22 protein-coding genes and 1 pseudogene are annotated in these 25582 nt (G+C 71.3%); 12 read left to right on the top strand and 11 right to left on the bottom strand.

Annotated features, from left to right (window positions below):
- On the bottom strand, window positions 1-2751 hold the full coding sequence (locus QIY60_RS16180; RefSeq protein ID WP_283143083.1) for a penicillin acylase family protein: 2751 nt from the start codon (window positions 2749-2751) through the stop codon (window positions 1-3).
- Window positions 2752-2953: 202 nt separating this feature from the next.
- Between QIY60_RS16180 and QIY60_RS16175 the strand changes: the two genes are divergently transcribed.
- The 6 genes from QIY60_RS16175 to mscL all read left to right on the top strand — a co-directional run bounded on the left by QIY60_RS16175 (window position 2954) and on the right by mscL (window position 9171).
- Window positions 2954-4492, top strand: coding sequence for a potassium/proton antiporter (locus QIY60_RS16175; protein ID WP_283145958.1), 1539 nt, complete (start codon window positions 2954-2956; stop codon window positions 4490-4492).
- 329 nt (window positions 4493-4821) lie between these two features.
- A complete protein-coding gene (locus QIY60_RS16170; protein WP_283143082.1) occupies window positions 4822-6099 on the top strand; it encodes an MFS transporter in 1278 nt (425 codons plus the stop codon).
- 68 nt (window positions 6100-6167) lie between these two features.
- Window positions 6168-6473, top strand: coding sequence for an FmdB family zinc ribbon protein (locus QIY60_RS16165; RefSeq protein ID WP_101388728.1), 306 nt, complete (start codon window positions 6168-6170; stop codon window positions 6471-6473).
- A gap of 363 nt (window positions 6474-6836) precedes the next feature.
- Window positions 6837-7682, top strand: coding sequence for an S-methyl-5'-thioadenosine phosphorylase (locus tag QIY60_RS16160; protein ID WP_283143081.1), 846 nt, complete (start codon window positions 6837-6839; stop codon window positions 7680-7682).
- A 268-nt stretch (window positions 7683-7950) separates the two neighbouring features.
- Window positions 7951-8565, top strand: a complete 615-nt coding sequence (locus QIY60_RS16155) for a hypothetical protein (protein WP_283143080.1) — start codon at window positions 7951-7953, stop codon at window positions 8563-8565.
- A gap of 123 nt (window positions 8566-8688) precedes the next feature.
- Window positions 8689-9171 (top strand): large conductance mechanosensitive channel protein MscL, encoded by a 483-nt coding sequence (gene mscL / locus QIY60_RS16150; protein ID WP_283143079.1) that lies wholly within the window; start codon window positions 8689-8691, stop codon window positions 9169-9171.
- Between the two features lie 19 nt (window positions 9172-9190).
- On the opposite strand, the gene QIY60_RS16145 is transcribed toward mscL, so the two are convergent.
- The 7 genes and pseudogenes from QIY60_RS16145 to QIY60_RS16115 all read right to left on the bottom strand — a co-directional run.
- Window positions 9191-9394, bottom strand: coding sequence for a hypothetical protein (locus QIY60_RS16145; RefSeq protein WP_190088233.1), 204 nt, complete (start codon window positions 9392-9394; stop codon window positions 9191-9193).
- A gap of 189 nt (window positions 9395-9583) precedes the next feature.
- Window positions 9584-9940 (bottom strand): hypothetical protein, encoded by a 357-nt coding sequence (locus QIY60_RS16140; RefSeq protein ID WP_283145957.1) that lies wholly within the window; start codon window positions 9938-9940, stop codon window positions 9584-9586.
- Window positions 9941-9975: 35 nt separating this feature from the next.
- Window positions 9976-10737 carry a Rieske (2Fe-2S) protein gene (locus QIY60_RS16135; protein ID WP_283143078.1) on the bottom strand — a complete coding sequence of 254 codons (762 nt, stop codon included), beginning with the start codon at window positions 10735-10737 and terminating at the stop codon, window positions 9976-9978.
- Window positions 10734-11333, bottom strand: coding sequence for a 4Fe-4S dicluster domain-containing protein (locus QIY60_RS16130; protein ID WP_101388734.1), 600 nt, complete (start codon window positions 11331-11333; stop codon window positions 10734-10736). Before QIY60_RS16130 ends, QIY60_RS16135 begins: the two co-directional genes overlap by 4 nt.
- Window positions 11334-11341: 8 nt before the next feature.
- Window positions 11342-13636 carry a molybdopterin oxidoreductase family protein gene (locus QIY60_RS16125; RefSeq protein WP_283145956.1) on the bottom strand — a complete coding sequence of 765 codons (2295 nt, stop codon included), beginning with the start codon at window positions 13634-13636 and terminating at the stop codon, window positions 11342-11344.
- Window positions 13633-14694 carry an MFS transporter gene (locus QIY60_RS16120; protein WP_283143077.1) on the bottom strand — a complete coding sequence of 354 codons (1062 nt, stop codon included), beginning with the start codon at window positions 14692-14694 and terminating at the stop codon, window positions 13633-13635. The genes QIY60_RS16125 and QIY60_RS16120 overlap by 4 nt, the downstream gene beginning before the upstream one ends.
- A gap of 142 nt (window positions 14695-14836) precedes the next feature.
- Window positions 14837-15435 (bottom strand): annotated as a pseudogene (locus QIY60_RS16115) (radical SAM protein); the annotation flags it as partial.
- 67 nt (window positions 15436-15502) lie between these two features.
- On the opposite strand from QIY60_RS16115, the gene QIY60_RS16110 reads away from it, so the two are divergent.
- From QIY60_RS16110 to QIY60_RS16095, 4 genes are all read left to right on the top strand, one after another.
- Window positions 15503-16660 (top strand): low temperature requirement protein A, encoded by a 1158-nt coding sequence (locus QIY60_RS16110; protein ID WP_283143076.1) that lies wholly within the window; start codon window positions 15503-15505, stop codon window positions 16658-16660.
- A complete protein-coding gene (locus QIY60_RS16105) occupies window positions 16653-17678 on the top strand; it encodes a P1 family peptidase (protein WP_283143075.1) in 1026 nt (341 codons plus the stop codon). The genes QIY60_RS16110 and QIY60_RS16105 overlap by 8 nt, the downstream gene beginning before the upstream one ends.
- A gap of 103 nt (window positions 17679-17781) precedes the next feature.
- Window positions 17782-19062, top strand: coding sequence for an Ig-like domain-containing protein (locus QIY60_RS16100; protein ID WP_283143074.1), 1281 nt, complete (start codon window positions 17782-17784; stop codon window positions 19060-19062).
- A 182-nt stretch (window positions 19063-19244) separates the two neighbouring features.
- Window positions 19245-20003, top strand: coding sequence for a DUF6227 family protein (locus QIY60_RS16095; RefSeq protein WP_283143073.1), 759 nt, complete (start codon window positions 19245-19247; stop codon window positions 20001-20003).
- A gap of 71 nt (window positions 20004-20074) precedes the next feature.
- Here the strand turns inward: QIY60_RS16095 and QIY60_RS16090 are convergent, their stop codons facing one another.
- Window positions 20075-21613: an MFS transporter gene (locus tag QIY60_RS16090; protein ID WP_283143072.1), complete on the bottom strand. Its 1539-nt coding sequence runs from the start codon at window positions 21611-21613 to the stop codon at window positions 20075-20077.
- Window positions 21614-21675: 62 nt separating this feature from the next.
- On the opposite strand from QIY60_RS16090, the gene QIY60_RS16085 reads away from it, so the two are divergent.
- Window positions 21676-22653 (top strand): WYL domain-containing protein, encoded by a 978-nt coding sequence (locus QIY60_RS16085; protein ID WP_283143071.1) that lies wholly within the window; start codon window positions 21676-21678, stop codon window positions 22651-22653.
- Between the two features lie 69 nt (window positions 22654-22722).
- On the opposite strand, the gene QIY60_RS16080 is transcribed toward QIY60_RS16085, so the two are convergent.
- Window positions 22723-23718 (bottom strand): sigma-70 family RNA polymerase sigma factor, encoded by a 996-nt coding sequence (locus tag QIY60_RS16080; RefSeq protein ID WP_283143070.1) that lies wholly within the window; start codon window positions 23716-23718, stop codon window positions 22723-22725.
- Window positions 23719-24101: 383 nt separating this feature from the next.
- Window positions 24102-24860, bottom strand: coding sequence for a class III extradiol ring-cleavage dioxygenase (locus QIY60_RS16075; RefSeq protein ID WP_283145955.1), 759 nt, complete (start codon window positions 24858-24860; stop codon window positions 24102-24104).
- A 177-nt stretch (window positions 24861-25037) separates the two neighbouring features.
- Here QIY60_RS16075 and QIY60_RS16070 point away from each other — a divergent pair, with 177 nt between their 5' ends.
- Window positions 25038-25541, top strand: a complete 504-nt coding sequence (locus QIY60_RS16070) for a MarR family transcriptional regulator (protein WP_283143069.1) — start codon at window positions 25038-25040, stop codon at window positions 25539-25541.
- Window positions 25542-25582: the final 41 nt, after the last annotated feature.

Here is a 25582-nt window from a genome sequence, read left to right as displayed (position 1 = left end):
TCACTTCGTGAGCGTCAGCGTGTCGACCGTCGACGCGCCGACCGCCTTGGCGCTGAACGACCAGTCCAGCTGCTCGCCCTTGGCCCACTTCCCGGTCTGGTCCGAGTAGTGCGCGCTGTAGGCGTGGCCGGAGGCGCCGGTGAGGTTGATCCACTTCGACTTGTCGAAGTCCTTCAGGTTCACCACCATCCGCATCGACGGCACCCAGGTCACCGAGTAGTCGCCGCCGCCCGCGTTCCAGCCCGTCGCGTTGACCGCCGCCTCGCCGCCGCCCAGGTTCCACGGGCCGCGGTTGAGGAGGAACTGGACGATGCCGGGGCCGTCGGTGCCCAGCGTCTGGTTCTTCAGCATCAGCTGGTGCAGCTGGCCCCAGCTCCAGGTGCTGACGTCCTTGCCGAGCTTGGCCGTCAGCTCCCAGCGGGCGTCCTTCATCGCGCGCGCCAGCAGCTGGTCCCGGGTGGTGGTGGCCGGGTCGAGACGGCTCTTGGGCGTCTGCCACCACTCGTTCTTCTCGTCGTTGAAGATCCGCCGGACCACCTCGAACCAGCGGTCGCCGCCGTCGGGCTGCGCCGAGTCCGCGTCGCGCTGGCCGCATTCGCGGACCAGCCCGTTGAGGTCGTCCACCGGGCCGGAGCTGGCCGGCGGGCGCACGTTCAGGCACTCGTCCTTGACCCTCAGCTCCTTGGGGAGCTTGTTGCCGAAGGCCAGCTTGAGGACGTTGCGCCACACCGCGTTGAAGTAGGCGGCCGCCCCGGAGTCCGACTCCTGGGTGTAGTCCCAGCCCTCAAGGAGCTTCTGCGCCTCCCGTACGGCCGGGTCGGGGACGTCGACCTTCAGCAGCGCGGGCGTCAGCAGCGCGGCGATCTCGCTGCTGTTGTCCATCTGCATCTTCTGCATGTCCTCGGTGGAGACCTTGCCGCCGCCCTTGGTCTTCGACTCGATGAGGTCGTTGATCCGCTGGCTGCGGGTGCCGTAGCCCCAGTCCTTGGTCAGCAGGTACGGGTACTTCTTCTCGTCGACCACGGCCTGGTTGGCGGTGACGATGTAGCCGCGCTTGGGGTCGAGCTCGTACGGCAGCTGCTCGAAGGGGATGGAGCCCTTCCAGTTGTACTTCGAGTCCCAGCCGGGGGCCGGAACGGTGCCGTCGAAGCCCTTGGCCCGCACCGGGATCTTCCCCGGCGCCTGGTAGCCGATGTGGCCCTTGGTGTCGGCGTAGATCAGGTTCTGCGAGGGGACCTCGAAGTCCTTGGCGGCCGCCCGGAAGGACTTGAAGTCCTTGGCCCGGTCGAGCTCGAAGACGGCGTCCATGGACTTGCCGGGCTCCAGGGCGGTCCACTTCAGGGCCACCGCGTACCCCTCGCCCCGGTCCGGGGCCGAGGTGGCCACGGGGGCCTTCTTGCCGACCTTCTCCAGCTCGTCGTTCCGGTCGGAGACCAGCGGGCCGTTGTTGGTCTCGCGCACGGTGATCGTCTTGCTCTTGCCGCCGGCGACCTTGATGACCTCCTCGCGCGTGGCGAGGGGCTTCTGCTGGTTGTCGACCAGGTAGGTGCCGCCGGGAGAGATCTTCTCCAGGTACAGGTCGGTCACGTCGGCGCCGAGGTTGGTGAAGCCCCAGGAGATGTCCTGGTTGTGGCCGATGATCACGCCGGGCATGCCGGAGAACGTGTAGCCCGCCACGTCGTAGCCGCAGCTGGCGGAGACCGTGCGGCAGTGCAGACCCATCTGGTACCAGAGCGACGGCATCATCGGCGCCAGGTGCGGGTCGTTGGCGAGCAGCGGCATACCGGTCGTCGTGTACTTGCCGGAGACGACCCACGAGTTGGAGCCGATGCCGCTGCCGTTGGGGCCGAGCAGCGCCGGGATCTTGTCGAGGCTGTCGGAGAGCCGCGCCAGCTGCGCCTGGGCGCCCTGCGTCGCCCCCTGGATCGACGATCCCGCCCCGGTGCCGGTGCCGGTGCCCGGCTCGCGGCTCGGGTCGTACTTGCCGGTGATCTTGTTGACCGAGCCCTCGTCGACGATCGGCCGGTGGGTGGCCGTCGGGTACGGCGGGTACAGATCCTTGATCTGCTTGGGGGTGAGCCGACTGGTCATCAGGGACCGGTCGATCTCGTCCTGCATGTTGCCGCGCAGGTCCCAGGCCATCGCCTTGAGCCAGGCCACCGAGTCGACCGGCGTCCACTTCTCGATCTTGTAGTCGTGGACGAAGTCCAGCGCCGCGTACTCGACGGAGATGTCCTTGGGGCCCTTGCCCTCCAGGTAGGCGTTGACACCGGCGGCGTACGCCTGGAGGTACTTCTTCGTCTGGGGTGACAGCTTGGTGTCGTACTCCCGCTGCGCGACCTTGCGCCAGCCGAGAGTGCGCAGGAAGGCGTCGGTCTCGACCTGGTCCTTGCCGAACATCTCCGACAGCCGGCCGGAGGTCATGTGGCGGCGGACGTCCATCTCCCAGAAGCGGTCCTGGGCCTGGACGAAGCCCTGGGCCATGAAGAGGTCGGTGTCGTTGTCCGCATAGACCTGCGGCACCCCGTAGTCGTCGCGCTTGACCTCCACCGAGTTGCCGGTGAGGCCCTTGAGCTGGATCGACCCCGTGGTCTGCGGGAAGGAGGCGCGCACGGTGCTGACGCCCCAGTACGCGCCGTAACCGACACCCGCGACGAGCGCCAGCACCAGGACGATCAGGATCAGGCGGGCACGGCGTCCCTTCTTCTTCCTGACCTTCTTCTCGGCTGAGGCTGTTGTGTTGGCGGGCATCGCTGTCCTTCGAGGGGCAGGGTGGTCCTAGGTGCTGGAGCAACCATAGGCGCAGCGACTGACAGCCCCGGACGCGGTGTCTTTTATGAGCGTCAGCCCGTCCTACCGACACACCTTTGCGTAAAGAACTCGTCAAAGATTAGGTAAGGTAACGAAGTACCGGTGGCCGGAGAATCGTTCCGGCACCCGTGCGTGAGGGCGCCTGACGGCGCGTGAGGGGAAGGATCGGCCACTGACTGTCCACCATCTCAACGAACTCCTGCTCATCTGCTCGCTCGTCCTGCTCATCGCCGTCGCGGCGGTGCGCGTCTCCTCCCGCAGCGGGCTCCCCAGCCTGCTCCTGTATCTCGGCATCGGGATCGCGATAGGGCAGGACGGGATCTTCGACGTCCAGTTCGACAACGCCGAGATGACCCAGGTCATCGGCTATGCCGCCCTGGTGGTGATCCTGGCCGAGGGCGGTCTGGGCACCAAGTGGAAAGAGATCCGCCCGGCGCTGCCGGCGGCGGTCGTGCTGTCGATCGTCGGTGTCGCGGTGAGCGTGGGGGTCACCGCGGCCGGTGCGCACTATCTGGTCGGGCTCGAATGGCGGCAGTCACTGATCATCGGCGCGGTGGTGTCCTCGACGGACGCCGCGGCTGTCTTCTCCGTCCTGCGCAAGGTCCCGCTGCCGTCCCGGATCACCGGCGTCCTGGAGGCCGAGTCGGGCTTCAACGACGCCCCGGTCGTCATCCTGGTCGTCGCCTTCTCCACGCCGGGCCCGGTGGACTCCTGGTACCTACTGGCCGGCAAGATCGCCCTTGAGCTGGCGATCGGCGCCGGGGTCGGGCTCGCGGTCGGCTGGCTCGGCTCCTACGGCCTTCGGCACGTGGCGCTGCCCGCGTCCGGCCTCTACCCGATCGCCGTGATGGCGATCGCCGTCACCGCGTACGCGGCGGGCGCCATGGCCCACGGCTCCGGCTTCCTCGCCGTCTATCTGGCCTCGATGGTCCTCGGCAACGCCAAGCTGCCGCACTGGCCCGCCACCCGGGGCTTCGCGGACGGCCTCGGCTGGATCGCCCAGATCGGCATGTTCGTCCTGCTCGGCCTGCTGGTCACCCCGCACGAGCTGTCCGGCGACTTCTGGCCCGCCGTGGTCATCGGCCTGGTCCTGACGATGGTGGCCCGGCCACTGGAGGTCCTTGTCAGCCTGGCGCCGTTCAAGATGCCCTGGCAGGAGAAGGCCCTGATGTCCTGGGCGGGGCTGCGCGGCGCCGTGCCCATCATCCTGGCCACGATCCCGATGGTCTCCGGGATCGACGGCAGCGAGCGGGTCTTCAACATCGTCTTCGTCCTGGTCGTCGTCTACACCCTCGTCCAGGGCCCGACACTGCCCTGGCTCGCCCGCAAACTGCGGATCTCGGACACCGAGACGGCCTCCGACCTGGGCATCGAGTCGGCGCCCCTGGAGCGACTGCGCGGCCATCTGCTGTCGGTGGCGATCCCACCCGAGTCGCGGATGCACGGCGTCGAGGTGCACGAGCTGCGGCTGCCGCCCGGAGCGGCGGTCACCCTGGTCGTACGGGACGGGACGAGCTTCGTGCCGGGGCCGACGACCGTGCTGCGGCGCGGCGACGAGCTGCTCGTGGTGGCGACGGATCCGGTACGGGACGCGGCCGAGGCCCGGCTGCGGGCGGTCGGCCAGGGCGGCAAGCTGGCGGGCTGGCTGGGCACGGGCGGCGGCACGGCCTCGCACCTCTAGGGCCTGTCCGGCCTCTAGGGCCTGTCCGGCGTCGTCCCGCGTCCATCGAATCAGGGAACCACCGGAAGAAGATCCGGTTAATCACAGGTGTGATCTCGGTCATCCGTGCGCTTTCACAGGCACGGAGCCGGATCCCCCTGTACCATGAAGGCACACCACTGATCGACCAACTCTGCCTGACGCAGAGCTGGCGCGACCGTATGGCGGTCGGAGGCTCTCGCAGTGAGCCCCGGCATCTACCGCAGTTCCGCGCAAGAGGACAGCTCTCGGCAACGCCCGTACTCACCCGTACCAGGGGCGCGCTACCAGGCGGCAGAAAGGCAAGGGCCGTGGCATCCACGGTCGCTTCCGAGCGTCGCCCGGGCTACGGGCAGCTCCTGCGCACTCCCGGCGCACTTTCGTACCTCCTGCCCGGCTTCGCCGCCCGGCAGCCCTTCGCGATGCTCACCATCAGCATCGTGCTCCTCGTCCAGCACACCACCGGCTCGTACGGCAGCGCCGGTGCCGTGGCCGCCGTCACCGGCGTCTCCATGGCCCTGTTCGCGCCCCAGAGCGGCAAGCTCGCCGACCGCTTCGGCCAGCGCGCCGTGCTGCTCCCCGGCGTCCTCGTGCACTCCGCCTCGGGCTCCGTGCTGATCGCGCTGGCGCTGGCCGGCGCCCCCCTGTGGGCGCTGTTCCTGGCCGCCGTCCCGACCGGCGCCTCGGTGCCGCAGATCGGTCCGATGGTCCGGGCCCGCTGGGCCGCCAAGCTCGACGGCTCGCCCCTGATGTCGACGGCCGCGGCCTTCGAGTCGGTGACCGACGAGTTCACCTTCGTCATCGGCCCGGTGCTGGCGACCGCGCTGTGCACCGGCGTCCACCCGGCGGCCGGACTGATCGCCGAAGCCGCGCTGACCCTGGTCGGCGGTCTGCTCTTCGCCGCCCAGCACCGCACCCAGCCGCAGCCCAGCCGCGCCGCCGCGGGCCACGCGCGCGTGGAGCACGTCTCCGCGCTCTCCATCCCCGGTGTGCGGGTCCTGGCCGTGTCGTTCCTCGGCATCGGCGCCGTCTTCGGCGGCATGCAGGTCTCGCTGACCGCGTTCTCCGAGGAGATCGGCAACCCCGGCGCCAACGGTCTGCTGTACGGGGTCTTCGCCGCGGGCAACATGCTGGCGGGCATCGCGTGCGGCGCCATCGCCTGGAAGTCCGCTCCCCGGACGCGGCTGATCGCCGGTTACACCGGACTGACCCTGGCCGCCTCGGGCCTGTGGGCCATGCACTCCGCGGTGCTGCTCGGCGGCCTCGGGCTGATCGTCGGCCTGTGCATCGCCCCGGCGCTGATCACCGGCTACACGCTGGTCGAGTCGCTGGTCCCGGCCTCCGCCCGGACCGAGGCCTTCACCTGGCTGACCGGCGCGGTGGCGCTGGGCCAGGCCGGAGCGGTCACGGTGGCCGGCCGACTGGCCGACGCCCACGGCTCCAGCGCGGGCTTCCTGGTGCCCATGGCGGGCACCGCGCTGGCCCTGATCACGCTGGTCTCGCTGCGCTCGCGGCTCGCGCCGCGCACCTCGGGACGGACCGTCGCCCGTAGTGGCGTGGGTCACCGAGTTCCCGTGACGGTGGACTGATCCAGCGGAATACGTCACTATGGACCGTCGTTAGCACTCATCGAGTGAGAGTGCCAGGAGGAAGACAAGTGCCGACCTACCAGTACCAGTGCACCGAGTGCGGCGAAGGCCTCGAGGCGGTGCAGAAGTTCACCGATGACGCCCTGACCGTCTGCCCGAGCTGCGACGGACGCCTCAAGAAGGTCTTCTCGGCCGTCGGCATCGTCTTCAAGGGCTCCGGCTTCTACCGCAACGACAGCCGCGGCGCCTCGTCGAGCAGCACGCCCGCGTCCTCGGCCGCCAAGCCGTCGACGTCGTCGAGCTCCGACTCGAAGCCGGCCGCCTCGACGACCTCCTCGTCGTCGAGCTCCACCAGTTCGTCGTCGGCCGCCTGACCCGGCCGTACGCCCCGGACACACCCGGACCCCGCCGTCCCCGACGGCGGGGTTTCGGCATGCCCACACCCGTTCTGGCCGCCGAGCGCCCCGGCTAGGGCCTGTCCGGCGGATCTGGTCGGCACGCGGGGGTCTGGCACGCCCTCCCCCAAGGCCGAAAGGGCCAGGGGGACCCCCAGCCGCGTTGTCGTCAATCACCGACGCTCCGCGTCGCCTCAATCCTCCGCCTTGCAGCATTGGGGTCTCCCCTGCTCGAACGAAGTTGAGAGCTTGGGGAAGCACCAGACCCCCGCTCACCAGCGCCAAAAGGCACCCCGGACCGAGGCCGACCAGATCCGCCGGACAGGCCCTAGGGTGCTGCGCATGACCAACGCGCGCGTGACCAACGCAGAGATCGGCGTCATCGGCGGCTCGGGCTTCTACTCGTTCCTGGAGGACGTGACCGAGATCCAGGTCGACACCCCCTACGGCAGCCCCAGCGACTCCCTGTTCCTCGGCGAGATCGCCGGGCGCCGGGTCGCCTTCCTGCCCCGGCACGGCCGCGGCCACCACCTCCCGCCGCACCGCATCAACTACCGCGCCAACCTGTGGGCCCTGCGCTCGGTGGGCGTGCGCCAGGTGCTCGGGCCGTGCGCGGTGGGCGGGCTGCGGCCCGAGTACGGACCGGGCACGCTGCTCGTGCCGGACCAGCTGGTGGACCGTACGAAATCGCGCGTCCAGACGTACTACGACGGCTACCCGCTGCCCGACGGCACGGTCCCGAACGTCGTGCACGTGGCGCTGGCCGACCCGTACTGCCCCGAGGGCCGCAAGGCCGCGCTCGCGGCCGCGCGCGGGCGGGACTGGGAACCGGTGGACGGCGGCACGCTGGTCGTCATAGAGGGCCCGCGCTTCTCCACGCGCGCGGAGTCGCAGTGGCACGCGGCGATGGGCTGGTCGGTGGTGGGCATGACCGGGCACCCCGAGGCGGTGCTCGCCCGCGAACTGGGGCTCTGCTACACGACGATGACCCTGGTCACCGACCTGGACGCGGGCGCGGAGACCGGCGAGGGCGTCTCCCACGAGGAAGTGCTGCGGGTCTTCGCGGCCAACGTGGACCGACTCCGCTCGGTGCTCTTCGACGCGGTGGCGGCCCTGCCGTCGGGCGAGCGGGACTGCCTGTGCACGCGGGCGCTGGAGGGGTTGGATACGGGGATTCGGCTGCCGTAGCGCTGCGGCGGGGGGGCGCTGGGGTCGGGGAGCTGCGGTCGGGGACGGGTCTGCGGTCAGCGACGGGCCTGCGGTCAGCGACGGGCCGCCCCATCTCCCCCACCGGGCGGCGGGGTTGTCCACAGCCGACGGCCCATCTGCCCGGGTGGGTGACGGAGTTGTCCACAACCCGCGAGTAATCCACAGGGCTCGGCGGGAAGTTGGCCGGGCGGGGATCGTGAGGAGCGTTCGAGCAGCACCCGCTCCTCACGATCGGTGGTGACCCGCCATGTCCTGGTCCTCTCCCCTGCCCTCCGCGACGCCCTCCTCGATCCCCTCCCCCGCCCCCTCTCCCCTGCCTTCCCCGGCCCCCGAGCCGGTCGGCGTCCCCGTCTTCCCGCCGCTGCGGGTGCGCGGGAGTCGGCACCGGCTACGGCGGGCGGTGCGGCGCCGGCGCCGCGCGATGGCGGCCGGGCTCGCGGTGGCGGCGGCCGCCCTCGCGGCGGTGGGCGCCCGGGCCCCGGGGCGTACGGATCCGGGGCACACGGACCCCGGATCCGCCGCCGCGACGAGTGCGGGCACCCAGCAGCGGAGCGCCGCATCCCGGCCCGCCCGCAAGGCCGTTGACGTGGTGTCCGCGCCGGTCCGGATCGCGGACGCGGAGACCGTGCGGCTGCTGCGGCCCGGCGACCGGGTCGATGTGATCGCGGCGGCCGACCCGCCCTCGGGCGGCCCGGGCGCGGCACACCTGGTGGCCTCGGACGTGCGGGTGACCGACGTGCCCCGGCCGCGCGAGCCCTCCTCCGACGAGGGGGCACTGGTCGTCCTGTCCGTCCCCCGCGCCACCGCGACGACGCTCGCGGGTGCCGGCGCGACCTCCCGACTGGTGGTGACCTGGCGATGAATCGCACTGACTTCCTGTCAAGTCACCTGTTTGCGTACGCGGATTGGACAGCGCGGCCATGCGCTGACGTAGGTTGCGGAACGGTTTGCTCCACCCCCCGCACCTGCGAAGAGAGGCTCACTCGTGACCGACGAGAAGAAGGGCGGCAGCCTGCTGGAGGGCTTCAAGGCCTTCCTGCTGCGCGGCAATGTGATCGACCTGGCGGTCGCGGTGGTCATCGGCGCCGCGTTCACCGCCGTCGTGAACTCGGTCGTGAAGGGCGTCATCAATCCGCTGGTCGGCGCGTTCGGGACGAAGGACCTGAACAGCTACAGCTCGTGTCTGAAGGGCCCGTGCGGGATCGACCCCAAGACGGGCGAAGCCGTCTCCGGCATCCCGATCATGTGGGGTTCGGTCCTCAGCGCGGTGCTGAGCTTCGTCATCACGGCGGCCGTCGTGTACTTCCTGATGGTCCTGCCGATGGCCAAGTATCTGGCCAAGCGGGCCCAGCGGGACAAGGCCAAGGAAGGCGTCCAGGAGACCCTGGAGGTCAGCGAGCTGGAGGTGCTGAAGGAGATCCGCGACGCTCTGGTCTCCCAGCGCGGCTCGGGGCACAGCGCGCCGTAGCGCACGGCCCGCGCACGGGTCAGATGTGGTGGGGCGGCTTCTCATCGAGGAAGCGCGCGAGATCGGCCGCGCTGCCGGTGGCAGGGGCCCGCTCACCCCACCCGCGGTCCGTGTCGTCCGAGGACTGCTGGTCCAGCGGATCGTCGAAGACCAGCTTGGGCCTGGGCTTCGGGTCGGACACCGGCTTCGCATCGCGCGGTCCGGGGGCGGGGGCGGTACTCATACCTCCAGGGTACGGCGAGGCGCCGCCCGGTGCGGCGACGCCCGGTGCGGCGACGCCCGGTGCGGCGACGGCCGATGCGGCGACGGCCGATGCGGCGACGGCTTCGGGGCCCACCCGTGCTCCCTCCCCCGCCCACGCTCCCGGCGCTCGCCCTCCCGCCGGCGGCCCTCTCCGTCAGGGCCCACCCCGTCAGCGGTCCTTCGGGTCGAGCAGCCGGAGGCCGAGGACCACGAGGAACGACAGGCCGAGGAACCCCGTGCCCCACCAGGCGGTTCCGGTGTTGCCCTTCATCCACTCGTTGACGATCACCGTCAGCCCCCAGAGCTGGCCGACGACCACGGTGATCGCCAGGGTGAGGCGGGCCGTCAGCTTCGAGGACCGCTCCGGCTCCTGCTCGGTGCCCGCGCCGGGGCCTGGTCCGGTGCGGCGGATCCGGGGATCGCCGTATCCGCTGGTGGCACGGATCTGGGGGTACCGGTCCCGTACGGGACGGTTGAGACGGGGCTGGGTGCTGCCGGAGGTGTACGGGGGCGGCGCGGGCACCATGGCCTCGCCGCTCCCGGCCGGGCCGGTGTCGGCGCTCATGTCCGCTCGCTCCTCTCGGTCTGGGTCCGCGTTCCCGGGCAGCCGATCCGGGCCGCCATGTCCGGTCGCTGCTCGCCGAACTGCCGGCACATGGCGGACTTGACGCTCTCGCCGGAGCGGGTGGTGGCGACCGCCCAGACGCTGCCGTCGATCTCCTCCACGAGGAGCACCTTCGGCAGCGGGCGGGGCGGCGGTCCGGCGGTCACCTCACCGGTGCGGGCGTCGAAGACGCCTTCGTGGCAGGGGCAGTACAGCTCGCCGTCGTTGCCCCGGTCCTCGCGCCACAGCACCGCGCAGGCCAGATGCGTACAGACGGCGGAGTAGCCGACGAGGGTGCCGTCCTTGAGGCGGACGCCGACCGCCCGGTCGTCCTCGCCGGGGAAGCGGAAGGCGATGGACTCGCCGGGGCGGAGCCGGTCGGCGACGCGCTTGGCCTTGGGGGCGTCCTCGCTGTCCCCGTGCCGGTGGAGCACGCCTCCGGCGACGGCGACCGCGCCGACGGCGAGCCCGCCGGAGACGGTGGTCACGATCCGCAGATAGTCGCGGCGGGTGGTGAGCGAGTCGGCGGCGACGCGGTCGCGCAAGGCCACCTGAGCGGGGTCGGGCCAGGGGGCCGGGCCGGGCTGACCCGGTCCGCTCTCGCCAGGGCCGCCGCCAGGGGTGCCGGGCCCTCCGGAACCGTCGGGGCCTCCCGGACCTCCCGGGCCTCCGGCTCCGCTCGGGTCGCCCGCCGCCGGGGGCTGTTCGGTCGTGCTCATCGGACCGTCCTTCCGTTCACCTCGACGATCGGGAGGCCGCCGGGGACCGGCCACTGGACCTTGTCGGCGGGGACGACCATCGCCACTCCGGTGGACACAACGACATCGCCGAACGTGAAGGAGTCGGCGACCTGGACGCCGGGGCGCTCGGCGCGGAGCTCTTCGACGGTTCCGTAGAAGAGGGCTCCGGTGGGGCAGACCGTGGCGCACATGGGGGCGAGGCCGTAGGCGGTGCGGTCGTAGCAGAGGTTGCACTTCATCTGCAGCTTCGCCTGGAGGTCGATCTTCGGTACGCCGAAGGGGCAGGCGTTGACGCAGTTGGCGCAGCCGATGCAGCGGGTGGTGTCGGCCTGCTGCACCACACCGTCGGCGGTCACCAGGATCGCGTCGGCGGGACACACCTCGGCACAGGGGGCGACCGGGTCCTCGCAGTGCATACAGACCGTGGGAAGGGAGGCGACCGAGTGCCCCTCGTCGGGGTAGTCGAGATGGATCATGGATTTGCCCCGGTGCGAATCGCACTCGCGGCAGGCCGAGACACAGGCCTGGCAGCCGATGCAGCGCCCGGGGTCGATGAAGATCGTTCTGCCCATCATGGCGGGCGTCAGCCCCTCTCGGCGGTGCCGCGCCCCTGCGGGGACGTGGGCGGCAGGGGGTCGGTACGGGAGACCTGGGCGGCCGGATAGGCCACGTGGCCGGGCGCGGTCGGGGGCGCGGGGACCTCGGCGACCCGGTCACCGGGCTCGATGCGGCAGGCGCAGACCTTGTACTCGGGAATCTTGGAACGGGGGTCGAGAGCGTCGATGGTGAGCGCGTTGGCGGCCGTGGGAACCGGCCAGTGGTACGGGATGAAGACGGTGTCGGGGCGGATCGCCTCGGTGACCAGGGCGGGGAAGACCGCGCTGCCGCGCCGGGTGACGACGCGGACCGGGGCGCCGTTGCGGAAGCCGTGCGAGGGGTGGACCTCGACCCAGGGGCGCGGGGTCTGCTCGACGAGGGCGCCGAGCCGGCGCGTCTGGTTGCCGGAGAGGAAGTGCGCCACGGTCCGGCCGGTGGTGAGGGAGAGGGGGTGCTCGTCGTCGTACGGGTCCATCGGCGGGTGCCATTCGACGACCTGCATATGGATCTTGCCGTCGGGGTGCGAGGTCCGCCCGTCCTCGAAGAGGCGGGGGGTGCCGGGGTGGTCGGTGGAGGGGCAGGGCCAGGCGATCCCGCCGGTCTCCTCCAGGCGCTCGTAGGTGATGCCGTAGTAGTCGTTGACCGTTCCGGCGGAGGCGATCCGCAGCTCGTCGAACACCTCGCGGGAGCCGGGGAAGGCGAACTTGTCGCCCGCGCCCAGGCGCTGGGCGAGCTGGCAGATCACCCAGGTGTCGGTGCGGACCCCGGCGGGTGGCTCCTGGGCCTTGTTGTGCTTGACGACCCTGGCCTCGGCGTTGGCCATCACGCCTTCGTCCTCGGCCCAGGTGGTGACGGGGAAGACCACGTGCGCGTTGGCCGCGGTCTCGGAGAGGAAGAAGTCGAATTGGGCGTGGAATTCGAGGGTGTCGTAGCCCTCCTTGACGGTCGAGTAGTTCGGGAGCGAGACGAAGGGGTTGTTGCAGATGCCGATCAGACCGCGGATCTCCTGGCGGCGCATCTGATGGACCATTTCCATCATCGAGGTTCCGGCGGGCGGGAGTTCGGACTCCTCGATGCCCCAGATCTCGCAGATCTGCCGGCGGTGCTCGGCGTTCATGATGGAGCGCCCGCCGGGCAGCAGATCGGCCTTCTGGCCGTGCTCGCGGCCGCCCTGGCCGTTGCCCTGGCCGGTGATGGTGCCGTAGCCGGCGCCGGGCTTGCCGAGGTTCCCGGTGGCGACGCAGAGGTTGATCACGGAGAGGCAGTTCTCGACGCCCTGCGAGTGGTGCTCGATGCCCCGGGCGTGCCAGGCCATGGCTTTCGGGGCGCGGGCGAAGGTGCGGGCCACCTCGACGATCTGGGCGGCCGGGACCCCGCAGATCTCGGCGGCCCGCTCGGGGGGATACTCGGCGGCTTTGTCGCGGACCTCCTCCCAGCCGGTGGTGTGGGCGCCGACGTAGGCCTCGTCGTCGAGCTCCTCCGTGATGACCACCTGGAGGAGCGCGTTGAAGAACGCCGAGTCGGTACCGGGCTTGAGGGCGACGTGGATGTCGGCGGTGCGGGCGATCGCCGTCTCGCGCGGGTCGACCACGATCAGCGAGGCGCCCCGGTCGCGCGCTCCCCACACGTACTGGGTCATGACGGGGAAGCACTCGCCGACGTTGGACCCGGCGATGAGCAGGCAGTCGGTGAGGAGGATGTCGGAGAAGGGGTTGGCGGCCCGGTCGATGCCGAAGGCGAGCTTGTTGGCGCCGGCCGCGGAGACCATGCACAGCCGGCCGTTGTAGTCGACGTGCCGCGACTTGAGCGCGACGCGGGCGAACTTGCCGACCAGATAGGTCTTCTCGGAGAAGAGGCTGGCCCCGCCGAGCAGCCCGAAGGCGTCGTTGCCGTGGGCGGCCTGGATGCGGCGGACCTCGTCGGCCGTGTGGTCCAGGGCCTCCTCCCAGGAGACCTCTCGGAACGGCTCGGCGCGGGAGTGGCGCAGCAGCGGTGCGGTGAGCCGGTCGGGGTGGTTGACCTGCTGGTACGCGTTGATGCCCTTGGGGCACAGGCGCATCCGGTTGATGTCGTGGTTGCGGGGTTCGACGCCGAAGACCTTGCCGCCCTTGTCGACGCGGAGATACATCCCGCACTGCACTCCGCAGAAGCAGCAGTGGGTGGGGACGAGGGTCTCGCCGTCCTGGTCGGCGCGCCACCGGTCGGCCGGGATGCCGCCCGCGTCGCGGAAGTTGCGGGTGCCGGGCGGGGCGAGGGAGGGGTCCAGCGGGAGCCGGTTCACTTGTAGCCCTTCTTGACGTGCGCGAGGTAGGCGGTGCCGCGCAGCACCCGCTTGCAGCGCGGGCAGTACTCGGCCCAGGCGTCGAAGCCGAGGTCCAGGTCGCGCATGGTCCCCCGCAGGTTCTCGACGTAGGGGGCGGTGTCGACGGGCTGACCGCAGCGGCGGCAGTGGAAGACCTGCTCGTCCTGGCGGGCGGTGTACTTGAACAGCTGCATCCCGACGGCGGCCGGCCGCTGGACGATGTGGAAGAACTTCCCGAACGGGATGTAGATGAGGGTCAGCACCACCGACACCATGTGCAGCACCGCGAGGAACTCGTAGCCCCCGCCGTGCAGGAAGATCGACGAGAAGGTGAGGAGGAGGCCGGTCACGGAGATGACGATCAGCAGGATCAGCGGGACCAGGTCGTAGGCGAACCGCTGGCCGGTGATCGCACCGCGGTCCTTCATCCGGCGCCACAGGAAGTACGAGGCGCCGGGGATGACCAGGACGGCGGCGATGTCCAGGCCGTGGAACATCAGCCAGCCGAGGACGTTCAGCGAGTCGAAGCCGAGGATCTTGACGCCCCAGATCCGCATCTCGTAGCCGGGTCCGGAACCGGTCGACGAGGTGAAGGTGAACCAGCCCCAGGTGAGGGGGAAGGTGATCGCGGCGGCCAGCAGACAGCCCCAGAAGATCAGCTGGTGGGCGGCCCAGCGGGCGTGCGAGCGGGCGCCAAGGAACTTCTGGAGGCCGAGGTAGGTGGCGGCCATCTTGGGCAGGGCGGTCGGTGCCCGGCGGAAGTTGGCGGCGGAGAACAGGCTGCGCCGGCCCTGCTTGAAGAGGCGGCGGGCGCCCGGGGAGGAGATCCAGACGGTGTAGCGGTAGGCGACGCCGAAGGCGAGGAAGACGGTGGCGCAGGCGTACGGCAGGAGGGCGGAGTCGAAGTCCTTCAGCCGGCGGCTGCCGAAGACGATGGCGAGGATCAGCAGGAGGGAGACGGCGGTACCGGCGGCGGTCGCGCGCAGCGCGACGGCGGGCTTCGCTGCGGGAGGCTTCGCTGCGGGAGGCTCGGTCACCCGGCCACCGTAGGTGCATCTGACTGGTTATCACCTGTTTTGACGGGTGGCGGGGTGAACCCTTCAGTCGGATGCAGCCAGACGCGGCCAGATGCACAGTCAGACGCGGTCGGGCTCGGTCGGGTGCGGGTGGATCCAGTCGGACGGCGTGCGGACCGTGGGCGGCGAAGGCCGCACGGGCGGCGGTGAGCTCGTCCGGGGACGGGACGGCGTGTCGTGCAGGGTGAAGCATGCCCAGCGCCTGCCACTTGGCCTCGCCGAGCTTGTGGAAGGGCAGGACGTCGACGCGCGAGACATTGCCGAGGGAGGCGGCGAAGGCGGCGGCGCCCTCGACGTCGGCGGGGTCGTCGGTGAGACCGGGGACGAGCACGAACCGTACCCAGACGTCCTGGCCGAGGTCGGCGAGGCGGTGGGCGAAGTCCAGGGTGGGCCGCAGGGGGCGGCCGGTCACCTTCTTGCAGGTGTCCCGGTCCCACGACTTGATGTCCAGGAGCACCAGGTCGACGTCCTTCAGCAGCGCGTCGGTGGCGCGGACGCCGAGGAGGCCGGCGGTGTCGAGGGCGGTGTGCAGGCCGAGCTCGTGCTTCATCCGGTGCAGCAGTTCCCCGGTGAAGACCGGCTGGACAGGGGCTCGCCGCCGCTGACGGTGGCGCCGCCGCCCGCGGCCGCGACGAACCGCGTGTACGTGCGGGCCTCGGCGATCACGTCGTCGGCCGAGGTGCGGCGGCCGTCGCGCATCCGCCGGGCAACCCGCCCGGCGGACCCGGTTGCCGCCCGGGGACGGGGACCGTCTGGTCTCCTATCCCCCATGCCCCGCATGACCGCACGCAGCCGCCACGAGGAACACCGCGCGGCGACGCCCCTGGAACTCTTCTTCGACCTCTGTTTCGTCGTCGCCGTCGCCCAGGCCGGCGCCCGGCTCGTCCACTCGCTCGCCGAGGGGCACCTCGGCACCGGGCTCGCCGGCTATGTGGCCGTCTTCTTCGCCATCTGGTGGGCCTGGATGAACTTCACCTGGTTCGCCTCGGCGTACGACAGCGACGACGTGCTCTACCGGGTCGTCACGCTCGTACAGATCACCGGCGTCCTCATCCTCGCCGCCGGTGTGCCGCGCGCCTTCGACGACAGCGACTTCACCGTCTGCGTCGTCGGCTACATCGTGATGCGGCTCGCCCTGACCAGCCAGTGGCTGCGGGCGGCGCGCAACGCGGCGGACCCGGCCGAGCGGCGGATGGCGCTGCTGTACGCCGCCGGGCTCGTCGTGTGCCAGCTCGGCTGGATCGGGATGCTCTTCGTGCCGGCCGGCACCGCCCGCTCCTGGGTGTTCGTGGTGCTGGCGGCCGCCGAGCTCTCCGTACCCGTGATCGCCGAGCGCGCCACGCAGAGCACCTGGCACCCGCACCACATCGCCGAGCGGTACGGCCTGTTCACCCTGATCGTGCTCGGCGAGACGGTCGCCGCCGCCACCGTCGCCGTACAGGAGGCGCTGGACGAGCACGAGGCGCTGGGCGAGCTGCTGCCGCTCGCGGGCGGCGGGCTGCTGATCGTCTTCGCCGCCTGGTGGATCTACTTCGCGGTGCCGATCGCCGGGCACCTCACCTCGAACAGCCAGGCGTTCGCCTGGGGGTACGGCCACTTCGTCATCCTCGGCTCGGCCGCCGCCATCGGGGCCGGGATGGAGGTGGCGGTCGAGCAGGCCGTCGGCAAGGCGCACATCTCCACGGCGGCGGCCGCGGCCGCCGTCACCGTGCCGGCCGCCCTGTTCATGCTGACCGTCTGGGCCCTGCACTCGCGCCACTTCAAGCGGACCCTCGCCCAGCAGCTGACCCTGCCGGTCTCGGCGGTGGCGATCCTGGCCTGCACCTTCGCCGGGCACGGCGCCGTCCTCGCCGCCGGTCTGGTGGCCGCCGCCACGGTCGCTGTCGGCGTGACCCTCAGCCGCCGTAGTGTCGGGAGTTATGACTGAGCATCAGAAGGCCCGGCCCGCGAGCGCCGACTCGATCACCGACGTGCCCGGCTTCCTCGTCGGGCACGCCTCCGTCCCCGGCGAGCGCGCCCTGTCCGGGACGACCGTCGTCCTCGCCCCGGCCCCCGGCGCCGTCGCCGCCGTCGACGTGCGCGGCGGCGGGCCCGGCACCCGGGAGACCGACGCCCTCGACCCGCGCAACGTCGTCGAGCGGATCGACGCCGTGGTGCTGACGGGCGGCAGCGCGTACGGACTCGACGCCGCGGGCGGGGTCATGGCCTGGCTGGAGGAGCGGGGGCGCGGTGTACGGGTGGGGCCCGAGCCGCACCAGGTGGTGCCGGTCGTCCCGGCCGCCTGCGTCTTCGACCTCGGGCGCGGCGGCGACTGGCGCGCCCGCCCGGACGCGGCCACCGGCCGGGCCGCCGCCGAGGCCGCGGGCCCCGAGGCCGCCCAGGGCAGCGTCGGCGCCGGGACCGGGGCGGTCGCGGGGGGCCTCAAGGGAGGGGTCGGCACCGCGAGCGTGACCCTGCCCTCGGGCGCCACCGTGGGCGCGCTGGTCGTCGTCAACGCCGCGGGGTCGGTGCTCGACCCCGACACCGGCGCGCTGTACGGGCTGCGGGGGCGTATCGCGTACCCCGAACCGGACGTCCACGAGGCGGCCTCGAAGCGGCTCGGCGAGGTCCTTGCCGCCGCCGGGCTGCCGCCCCTGAACACCACGCTCGCGGTCGTCGCCACCGACGCGCCGCTCACCCGGCCGCAGGCGCAGAAGCTCGCGGGCACCTCGCACGACGGGCTGGCCCGCGCGATCCGGCCGGTGCACCTGATGCACGACGGCGACACCGTCTTCGCCCTCGCCACGGGCGTCGGCGACCCCCTGCCGCCGGTCGACCTCAACCACGTGCTTGCGGCGGGTGCGGACGCGGTGGCCCGGGCGATCACCAAGGCCGTGCTCGCCGCCGACGGGGTGGAGGGCCCCGGTGGCACCTTCCCGTCCTACCGCGATCTGTACGGGAGTTGAGCCCCCGGGCCCGGCCTTCATGTGGCGTGAGTCACAGGCCTCGCCCGCAACCATTCCGCCCACATGGGTGCTCTGTGCACGTACTGGAGTAACGCACGTACAGATGGAGCAGCCCGTGACCTCGCCCGACACCGCCGCGCAGCCGCAGTCCCGCACCCCGCAGCAACTGCGCACCCGGCGGCGGGCGTTCGCCGCCGCCTCGGCGCTGCTGCTCGGCGCCCTGACCCTGACCGCCTGCGGCGGCAGCGCGTCGGGCTCCGACAAGGGCAAGGGCGACGGCAAGGGCGACGACGCGGCCGCCGCCCAGGAGGCCTCCTCGCTGAAGATCACCATCTCGGCGAAGGACGGCTCGGCCAACGCCAGCATCAACGGCACCGCCGTCACCGCCCAGGGCGGCAAGCTCACCCAGGTGACCCTGACCGAGGCCCAGACCGGCAAGGCGGTGGCCGGCGCGCTCGCCGCCGACGGTCTTTCCTGGAAGCCCGCAGGGAAGCTGGAGCGCGGCACCCAGTACAAGATCATGGCGACCGGCAAGGACGACAAGGGCCGGTCCGCGACCGAGAACTCGGCCTTCACCACGGTCACTTCGAAGAACAGCTTCATCGGCACCTACACGCCGGACAACGGCGCGACCGTCGGCGTCGGCATGCCGGTCTCGTTCACCTTCGACAAGGCGATCACCGACAAGAAGGCCGTCCAGTCGCACATCACGGTCAGCTCCAGCAGCGGCCAGCAGGTGGTCGGCCACTGGTTCGGCACCCAGCGCCTCGACTTCCGGCCGCAGGACTACTGGAAGGCCGGGTCCAAGGTGACGATGAAGATCGCCCTGGACGGGGTGCAGGGCGCGGCCGGCGTCTACGGCGTGCAGTCCAAGACCGTCACCTTCACCATCGGCCGCAACCAGGTCTCCACGGTCGACGCCAAGACGCAGACCATGACCGTGCAGCAGGACGGAAAGACCGTCAAGACGATCCCGATCTCGGCGGGCAGCGCCGAACACTCCACGTACAACGGGCAGATGGTGATCTCCGAGAAGTTCACCGAGACGCGGATGAACGGCGCGACGGTCAACTTCGGCGGCGAGTACGACATCAAGGACGTGCCGCACGCGATGCGCCTGTCCACCTCGGGGACCTTCATCCACGGCAACTACTGGTACCGGGGCAACCCGTTCGGCAACGCGGGAACCAGCCACGGCTGCGTGGGGCTCCGGGACGTCCAGGGCGCTCAGGGGGACACGCCCGGCAAGTGGTTCTTCGATCACTCGCTGATCGGTGACGTGGTGACGGTCAAGGGCTCGCCCGACAAGACGATCGCCCCCGACAACGGCCTGAACGGCTGGAACATGTCGTGGAGCGAGTGGCAGGCGGGCAGCGCCGGCTGACCGTCCACCGGAGCGCGGCCCGGCGCACCGCCCCGGGCCGCCTCCCCTCGCCTTTCCCGGGCCTTTCCCCGCCGTTCCAAGCCGATGAGAATGTTTCGGCCATGCCCGCTGCGCGAAGCGCGCGCAAGGGCTACGTTGAGCACCCTCTACGTGACGAACAGCTACGGCGGGGAGACGCCTTGGTGCCCAACGAGTGCGAGTACGAGACGGCCGAGGAGCACCTCGCCGGTCTGCTCGGCCGCGCGCTGAACTCGTTCGACCTGCCGGACGAGCTGGTCGAGAGCCTCGGCTCGGCCCTCGCGCACGCCACTTCGCTGCACTCGTCGCTGCACGCCTCGGGCGGCCCCGGCCGCCCCCGGCTCAGCCGCGAGACCTACCGCCACACCTATCTCCTCCTCGACGGCGCCACGGTCACCCTGTGGGAGGTCGTGCACGGCCGGGGCAACGAGGTGTACGCGGACGAGGAGAGCGCCCTGGTGGCCGCGGCCCGGCTGCGCGAGCGGGTCCTGCCGGGCCTCGCGCCCGGGTTCGCGGACGACGACCTGGACCCGGGCCTGACCGGCTTCGAGGTCCTGAGCGGGCCGGCGCCGGTGGAGCGCGCCGGGACGGGCAGGACGTACGAGGCGGACGGCTCGGCCGACCACGCGCGGCGGCTGCTGCGCCGCGCCGAGAACCCGGACCGGCCCGGCGAGAGCGTGGCCCGCCGGCTGCGCGGCGCCCTCGCCCACCGCATCACCCGGGCCCTGGGCGGCCACGGCGGGGCGGGCGGGCGCGGCGGGGTCATCCTCTACGAGCACGCGTTCCTGCTCCTCGACGGCGTCGAGCTGAGCCTGTGGGAGGTCGAGCACACGGCGACGCCGGACGGCAGCCACATGTGCGAGGTGTACGCGGCGGAGGAGTCGGCGCGGGCCGCGATGGAGCGGCGGGCACGGGTCTCCTGACGTACGAGAAGACGCCGGGCGCGGTGGAGGTCTCTCCACCGCGCCCGGCGTCGTTCGTCACCGGCGCCGCGTCACGGGGTGAGCGCGGGCTCCTTGGTGACGCCGTCGGACGGGGCCTCGTCCGCCGCGCCCTCCAGGTGCTGCTTCGGCTCGGCCGGGAGCAGGAACATCCCGACGAAGACCACGACGCAGACCGCCGTCACGACCCACAGCGAGCGCTGGAAGGCGTGCGAGAACGCCGGGCCGATCTCGGTGAGCGGCAGGTTGTCGCTGATCGCGCCGAAGAAGACCACCGAGACCAGACCGAGGCCCAGCGCGTTGCCCGCCTGCTGCACGGTGTTGATCAGGCCGGACGCCGAACCCGCGTGCTCCTGCGGGACCTCGGAGAGGACCGCGTCGGTGAGCGGGGCGACGATCAGGCCCATGCCGATGCCGAGCACCACCAGCGGCACCATCATCTGCCAGGAGGTGATGTCCGTCCCGTAGTGGTGCGCCTCCCAGATGTAGACCAGCATGCCGAGGGCGGTGACCAGGGCGCCCGCCTGGAGCACCTTGCGGCCGAACTTCGGCACCAGGGTCTGCACGGACATGCCCGCCGCGGCCGACAGGGCGATGGAGAACGGGACGCCGGTCAGACCGGCGTGCAGCGCGCTCCAGCCCAGGCCGATCTGCATGTACAGCGTCCAGACCAGGAAGAAGATGCCCATCGCGATGCCGAACGTCAGCTGCACCGCGATGCCCGCCGCGAAGCTCTTCACCCGGAACAGCGAGAGCTCCACCAGCGGCGAGCCGTCCTTGGCCGCCTTGTGCTTCTCGTACGCCACGAGCACGCCGAAGACGACCAGGCTGCCGACCATCGACAGGTGGCCCCACAGCGGCCAGCCCAGCTCGCGGCCGCGGGTCAGCGGGTAGAACAGCATCAGCAGGCCGAGGGTGACCAGCGCGACGCCCACGAAGTCGAGCTTGAGGGCCTTGGGCGCCTTGGACTCGGAGATGAACTTGGCGCCCAGGACCAGGCCCGCGATGCCGACCGGCAGGTTGATCAGGAAGATCGGACGCCACTCCAGGCCGAACAGGTTCCACTCGGTCAGCAGCGCGCCCAGGATCGGGCCGGAGACCGCGCCCAGGCCGATGATCGCGCCGAACATGCCGAAGACCTTGCCGCGCTCCTCCGCCGGGAAGGTCGCGTGGATGATCGAGAGCACCTGCGGCACCATCAGGGAGGCCATGCCGCCCTGGAGGATGCGGGAGGCGACCAGCATCTCCGGGTTGGCCGCGAGGCCGCAGAGCGCCGAGGCGACGGTGAAGCCGGTCATGCCTATGAGGAAGAGCCGCTTGCGGCCGTGGATGTCGCCGAGGCGGCCACCGGTGATCAGACCGGCGGCGAACGCCAGGCCGTAACCCGCGGTGATCCACTGGATCGAGGCGAAGGTCGCCCCGGTGTCCTTCTGGATCGAGGGAATCGCTACGTTGACGATCGTGACGTCGACCAGGTCCATGAAGGCCGCGGTCATCACGATGGCCAGGGCGAACCACCGTCGGCGGTCGTTCGCGGCGGCCGCTGTGCCGGGGCTCGCGGCTTCTGGGGGATTGGTCGTGGTGGAGGTCATGGAAAGAAGTTAGACCGTATGTAGGTCAGACTGCGTCCTAATTTTCCCGCATCCTGTATCCCATGACGGACACCCCGGCTCGGCTCCTCCAGCTCCTGTCCCTGCTCCAGACGCCCCGCGAGTGGCCCGGCGGCGAGCTCGCCGAGCGGCTGAACGTCTCGCGGCGCACGGTCCGCCGGGACGTCGACCGGCTGCGCGAACTCGGCTACCCGGTCCAGGCGACCCTGGGCACGGACGGCGGGTACCGCCTGGTCGCCGGGAAGGCGATGCCGCCGCTGGTCCTCGACGACGAGGAGGCCGTGGCCATCGCGGTCGGGCTGCGGGCGGGCGCGGGGCACGCGGTCGACGGGGTGGAGGAGGCTTCGGTACGGGCGCTGGCCAAGCTGGAGCAGGTGCTGCCGTCCCGGCTGCGGCACCGGGTCGCCACCCTCCAGGCCGCGACGATGCCGCTGGTGGGGCCGTGGCGGGGCGACGGCGCGAGTGTCGACCCGCACACGCTGACCGTGATGGCGTCGGCCGTCACCGGCAAGGAGCGGCTGCGGTTCGACTACCGCAAGGGCGACGGCAGCGAGTCGCGCCGCCAGGTCGAGCCGTACCGGCTGGTGTCGACGGGGCGGCGGTGGTACCTCGTCGCGTACGACATCGAGCGCGAGGACTGGCGTACGTTCCGGGTCGACCGGGTGGAGTCCCCGTTCGCGACGGGGTCGCGGTTCGCGCCCCGGGAGCTGCCGGCGCAGGACGCGGCGGAGTTCGTGAGCCGGTCGCTGACCCGGATGCAGCCGGAGCTGGACCTGGACGTGACGTTCGAGGCGCCCGCCGACTTCGTGGCGGCGCGGCTCACGGGGATGGGCACGCCGGTGCCGCTCGGGGAGGCGCGGTGCCGGCTGCGGGCCCGGGTCACGGAGTCGCTGGAGTGGGTGGCGGTCCGGCTGGCCCTGGTGGACTGCGAGTTCGCGGTGGCGTCACCGGTCGCGTTGACGGAGTACCTGGCGGACCTGGGCGGTCGGATCACTCGGGCGGCGGGGCCGGGGCTGGGGTAACCGGGCAAGGGGGGAGCCCCCGGCACCAGGGGGGGTGGGTGCCGGAGGCTCGTCTATGGGGGGCGGTGCTTACGCCGCCGCGTCGAAGCCCGTGTCCCGTGCCATCTTCTTCAGTTCGAGCAGCGCGTGCTTCTCGATCTGGCGGATGCGCTCGCGGGTCAGGCCGTGCTCCTTGCCGACCTCCGTCAGCGTGCGCTCGCGGCCGTCGACGATTCCGTACCGCATCTTGATGATGGAGGCGGTGCGCTGGTCGAGCTTGCCGATCAGGTCGTCGAGCTCCTCGCTGCGCAGCAGCGTGAGCACGGACTGCTCGGGGGAGATCGCCGAGGTGTCCTCCAGGAGGTCGCCGAACTGGGTCTCGCCCTGGTCGTCGACCGCCATGTTGAGCGAGACCGGGTCGCGCGCCCAGTCCAGGACGTCGATGACCCGCTCCGGCGTGGAGCCCAGCTCCGCCGCCACCTCGGTGGGCTCCGGCTCCCGGCCGTTCTCCCGGTTGAACTCGCGCTGGACGCGGCGGATGCGGCCCAGCTCCTCCACCAGGTGGACGGGGAGGCGGATGGTGCGGGACTGGTCGGCTATCGAGCGCGTGATGGCCTGGCGGATCCACCACGTCGCGTACGTCGAGAACTTGAAGCCCTTGGCGTAGTCGAACTTCTCCACCGCGCGGACCAGGCCCGCGTTGCCCTCCTGGATCAGGTCGAGCAGGGGCAGGCCCGCCCTCGGGTAGCGCCGGGCCACGGCGACGACGAGGCGGAGGTTGGAGCGGATGAAGAGGTCCTTGGCCCGGTCACCGGCGGCGACCAGGGTTTCGAGCTCCTCGCGAGAGGCGCCGCCCGCCTTGCTCTCCACCTCGCCGTCGAGGATCTGGCGTGCGTACACACCCGCCTCGATGGTCTGGGAGAGCTCGACCTCCTTGGCGGCGTCGAGCAGCGGCGTGCGCGCGATCTCGTCGAGGTACATCCCGACCAGGTCGCGGTCGGCGATCTCCCCGCTGACGGCGCGAACACTGCTCCCCGACTTGGATCCGCTGCTTGCGGTCCGACGGGCGACGGCGCGGGTTGCCATGCGTGCTCCCTTGCTGTGTAGGTCGCGACACCCTCCCGGGTGCCCTGCATCCGATGGAAACAACGGCTGGAATCCGGACAGAATTCCCGTCCCGCCCATCGATTTTCCTGATCATGCAGTACCCTGTGCCGCCACCGGTGGCGGACGGATGCCGCGGGAACGTACAGAGGCGCAGGTCAGACCCGGTGCCGGGACTCTCCGTCCGCGGCCGTGACCACCGTCCGCATGAGACCGGCGTCACACCCGAAACAGTTGCCTTCACCCCGGAAGAGCCCCATCCCCGTTCCGCTCTCCCACCCTGAAGACGACCCGCACCGCCTTCTGGTTGCTCAGGATGTCCAAACTGCCCGGATTCTCGGGCGCCCGTCCCGGCCGGACCGCTCTCAGCCGAACTGCACCGACCGCTTCGCCAGCCCCATCCAGAAGCCCTCGATGACGCTGCGGGCCCCGCCCGGCTCGCCCTCCGCCGCGCCCAGGGTCACGAACAGCGGGGCGAAGTGCTCGGTGCGGGGGTGCGCGAGGCGGCCCGCCGGGGACTTGTGCGCGAAGTCGAGCAGGGCGTCCACATCGGCGGCGGCCAGGGCACGCGCTCCCCAGTCGTCGAACTCGGCCGACCAGCCGGGCACCCCGCCCGCATGGCGCAGCGCCGCCAGGTTGTGGGTGAAGAAGCCGCTGCCGACGATCAGGACGCCTTCGTCGCGCAGGGGCGCGAGCTTGCGTCCGATGTCCATCAGCTTCCGGGGGTCGAGCGTGGGCAGCGAGATCTGGAGGACGGGGATGTCGGCGGCCGGGTACATCTCCACCAGCGGGACGTACGCGCCGTGGTCGAGGCCGCGGTCCGGGACGTCCTGGACCGGCGCTCCTGCGCCGCGCAGCAACTTCCGTACACTGTCGGCGAGTTCGGGGGCGCCCGGAGCCGCGTACCGCACCTGGTAGTAGCGCTCGGGGAAGCCCCGGAAGTCGTACACCAGCGGGACCGTCTCGACGGCGCCGAGGGCGAGCGGGGCCTCCTCCCAGTGGGCGGAGACCATCAGGATCGCCCTGGGGCGGGGCAGGTCGGCCGACCAGGCGGCCAGCTCGCCCGGCCAGACGGGGTCGTCGGCGAGCGGCGGGGCGCCGTGCGAGAGGTAGAGGGCGGGCATCCGTCCCGCACCGGAACCGGAGGTACCGGCCGCGTCGGCGGCGACTGCGGAAGTGGCGGTCATGGCGGACTCCCTGTCTACTGGACCCAGGATCTACTTGAACTCTAAAGCTTTCCTTTATACCGAGATTAGCGGTATCTTGTTCAACTTTCAAGGAGTGGCCGTACAGTGGAGTCCATGACCACCACCCCCGCCGAGGAGCCGCGCTGGCTCAGCGACGACGAGCAGCGCACCTGGCGTGCCTACCTCCATGCCACCACGCTCCTCGAAGACCATCTGGACCGCCAGCTCCAGCGCGACGCCGGGATGCCGCACATCTACTACGGCCTGCTCATCCAGCTCTCCGAGGCGCCCAGGCGACGGCTGCGGATGACCGAGCTGGCCATCGGCGCCAAGATCACCCGGTCCCGGCTCTCGCACGCGATCGCCCGCCTGGAGAAGAACGGCTGGGTGCGGCGCGAGGACTGCCCCTCCGACAAGCGCGGCCAGTTCGCGGCGCTCACCGACGAGGGCTTCGCCGTCGTGGAGCGCACCGCGCCCGGCCATGTGAGCGCCGTGCGCCAGGCGATGTTCGACCGGCTCACCCCCGAGCAGACCGAGCAGCTCGGGACGATCATGCGGGCGATCGCCGAGGGCCTGCAGCCCAAGGACGCGAACGCGGACCTGCCCTGGCTCCGCTGAGCCGGACAGATCCGCGTTCTGTTCCTTGCGTGTGCTCGCTC

The organism is Streptomyces sp. BPTC-684, from assembly GCF_030028635.1.
GTDB lineage: Bacteria > Actinomycetota > Actinomycetes > Streptomycetales > Streptomycetaceae > Streptomyces > Streptomyces noboritoensis.
Note: the sequence above shows the minus strand (reverse complement) of the source record. Positions and strands in the feature narration are given on the sequence as shown.

Excerpts from the sequence above, each read along its gene's own strand:
- QIY60_RS16075 (WP_283145955.1), bottom strand. The coding sequence starts at position 24,860 with ATGCCCGCCCTCTACCTCTCGCACGGCGCCCCGCCGCTCGCCGACGAC.
- QIY60_RS16110 (WP_283143076.1), top strand. The coding sequence starts at position 15,503 with ATGCCCCGCATGACCGCACGCAGCCGCCACGAGGAACACCGCGCGGCG.
- QIY60_RS16100 (WP_283143074.1), top strand. The coding sequence starts at position 17,782 with ATGGAGCAGCCCGTGACCTCGCCCGACACCGCCGCGCAGCCGCAGTCC.
- QIY60_RS16080 (WP_283143070.1), bottom strand. The coding sequence starts at position 23,718 with ATGGCAACCCGCGCCGTCGCCCGTCGGACCGCAAGCAGCGGATCCAAG.
- QIY60_RS16135 (WP_283143078.1), bottom strand. The coding sequence starts at position 10,737 with ATGAGCACGACCGAACAGCCCCCGGCGGCGGGCGACCCGAGCGGAGCC.
- QIY60_RS16090 (WP_283143072.1), bottom strand. The coding sequence starts at position 21,613 with ATGACCTCCACCACGACCAATCCCCCAGAAGCCGCGAGCCCCGGCACA.
- QIY60_RS16180 (WP_283143083.1), bottom strand. The coding sequence starts at position 2,751 with ATGCCCGCCAACACAACAGCCTCAGCCGAGAAGAAGGTCAGGAAGAAG.
- QIY60_RS16130 (WP_101388734.1), bottom strand. The coding sequence starts at position 11,333 with ATGATGGGCAGAACGATCTTCATCGACCCCGGGCGCTGCATCGGCTGC.
- QIY60_RS16160 (WP_283143081.1), top strand. The coding sequence starts at position 6,837 with ATGACCAACGCGCGCGTGACCAACGCAGAGATCGGCGTCATCGGCGGC.
- QIY60_RS16140 (WP_283145957.1), bottom strand. The coding sequence starts at position 9,940 with ATGGTGCCCGCGCCGCCCCCGTACACCTCCGGCAGCACCCAGCCCCGT.
- QIY60_RS16105 (WP_283143075.1), top strand. The coding sequence starts at position 16,653 with ATGACTGAGCATCAGAAGGCCCGGCCCGCGAGCGCCGACTCGATCACC.
- QIY60_RS16085 (WP_283143071.1), top strand. The coding sequence starts at position 21,676 with ATGACGGACACCCCGGCTCGGCTCCTCCAGCTCCTGTCCCTGCTCCAG.
- QIY60_RS16145 (WP_190088233.1), bottom strand. The coding sequence starts at position 9,394 with ATGAGTACCGCCCCCGCCCCCGGACCGCGCGATGCGAAGCCGGTGTCC.
- QIY60_RS16070 (WP_283143069.1), top strand. The coding sequence starts at position 25,038 with ATGACCACCACCCCCGCCGAGGAGCCGCGCTGGCTCAGCGACGACGAG.
- QIY60_RS16155 (WP_283143080.1), top strand. The coding sequence starts at position 7,951 with ATGTCCTGGTCCTCTCCCCTGCCCTCCGCGACGCCCTCCTCGATCCCC.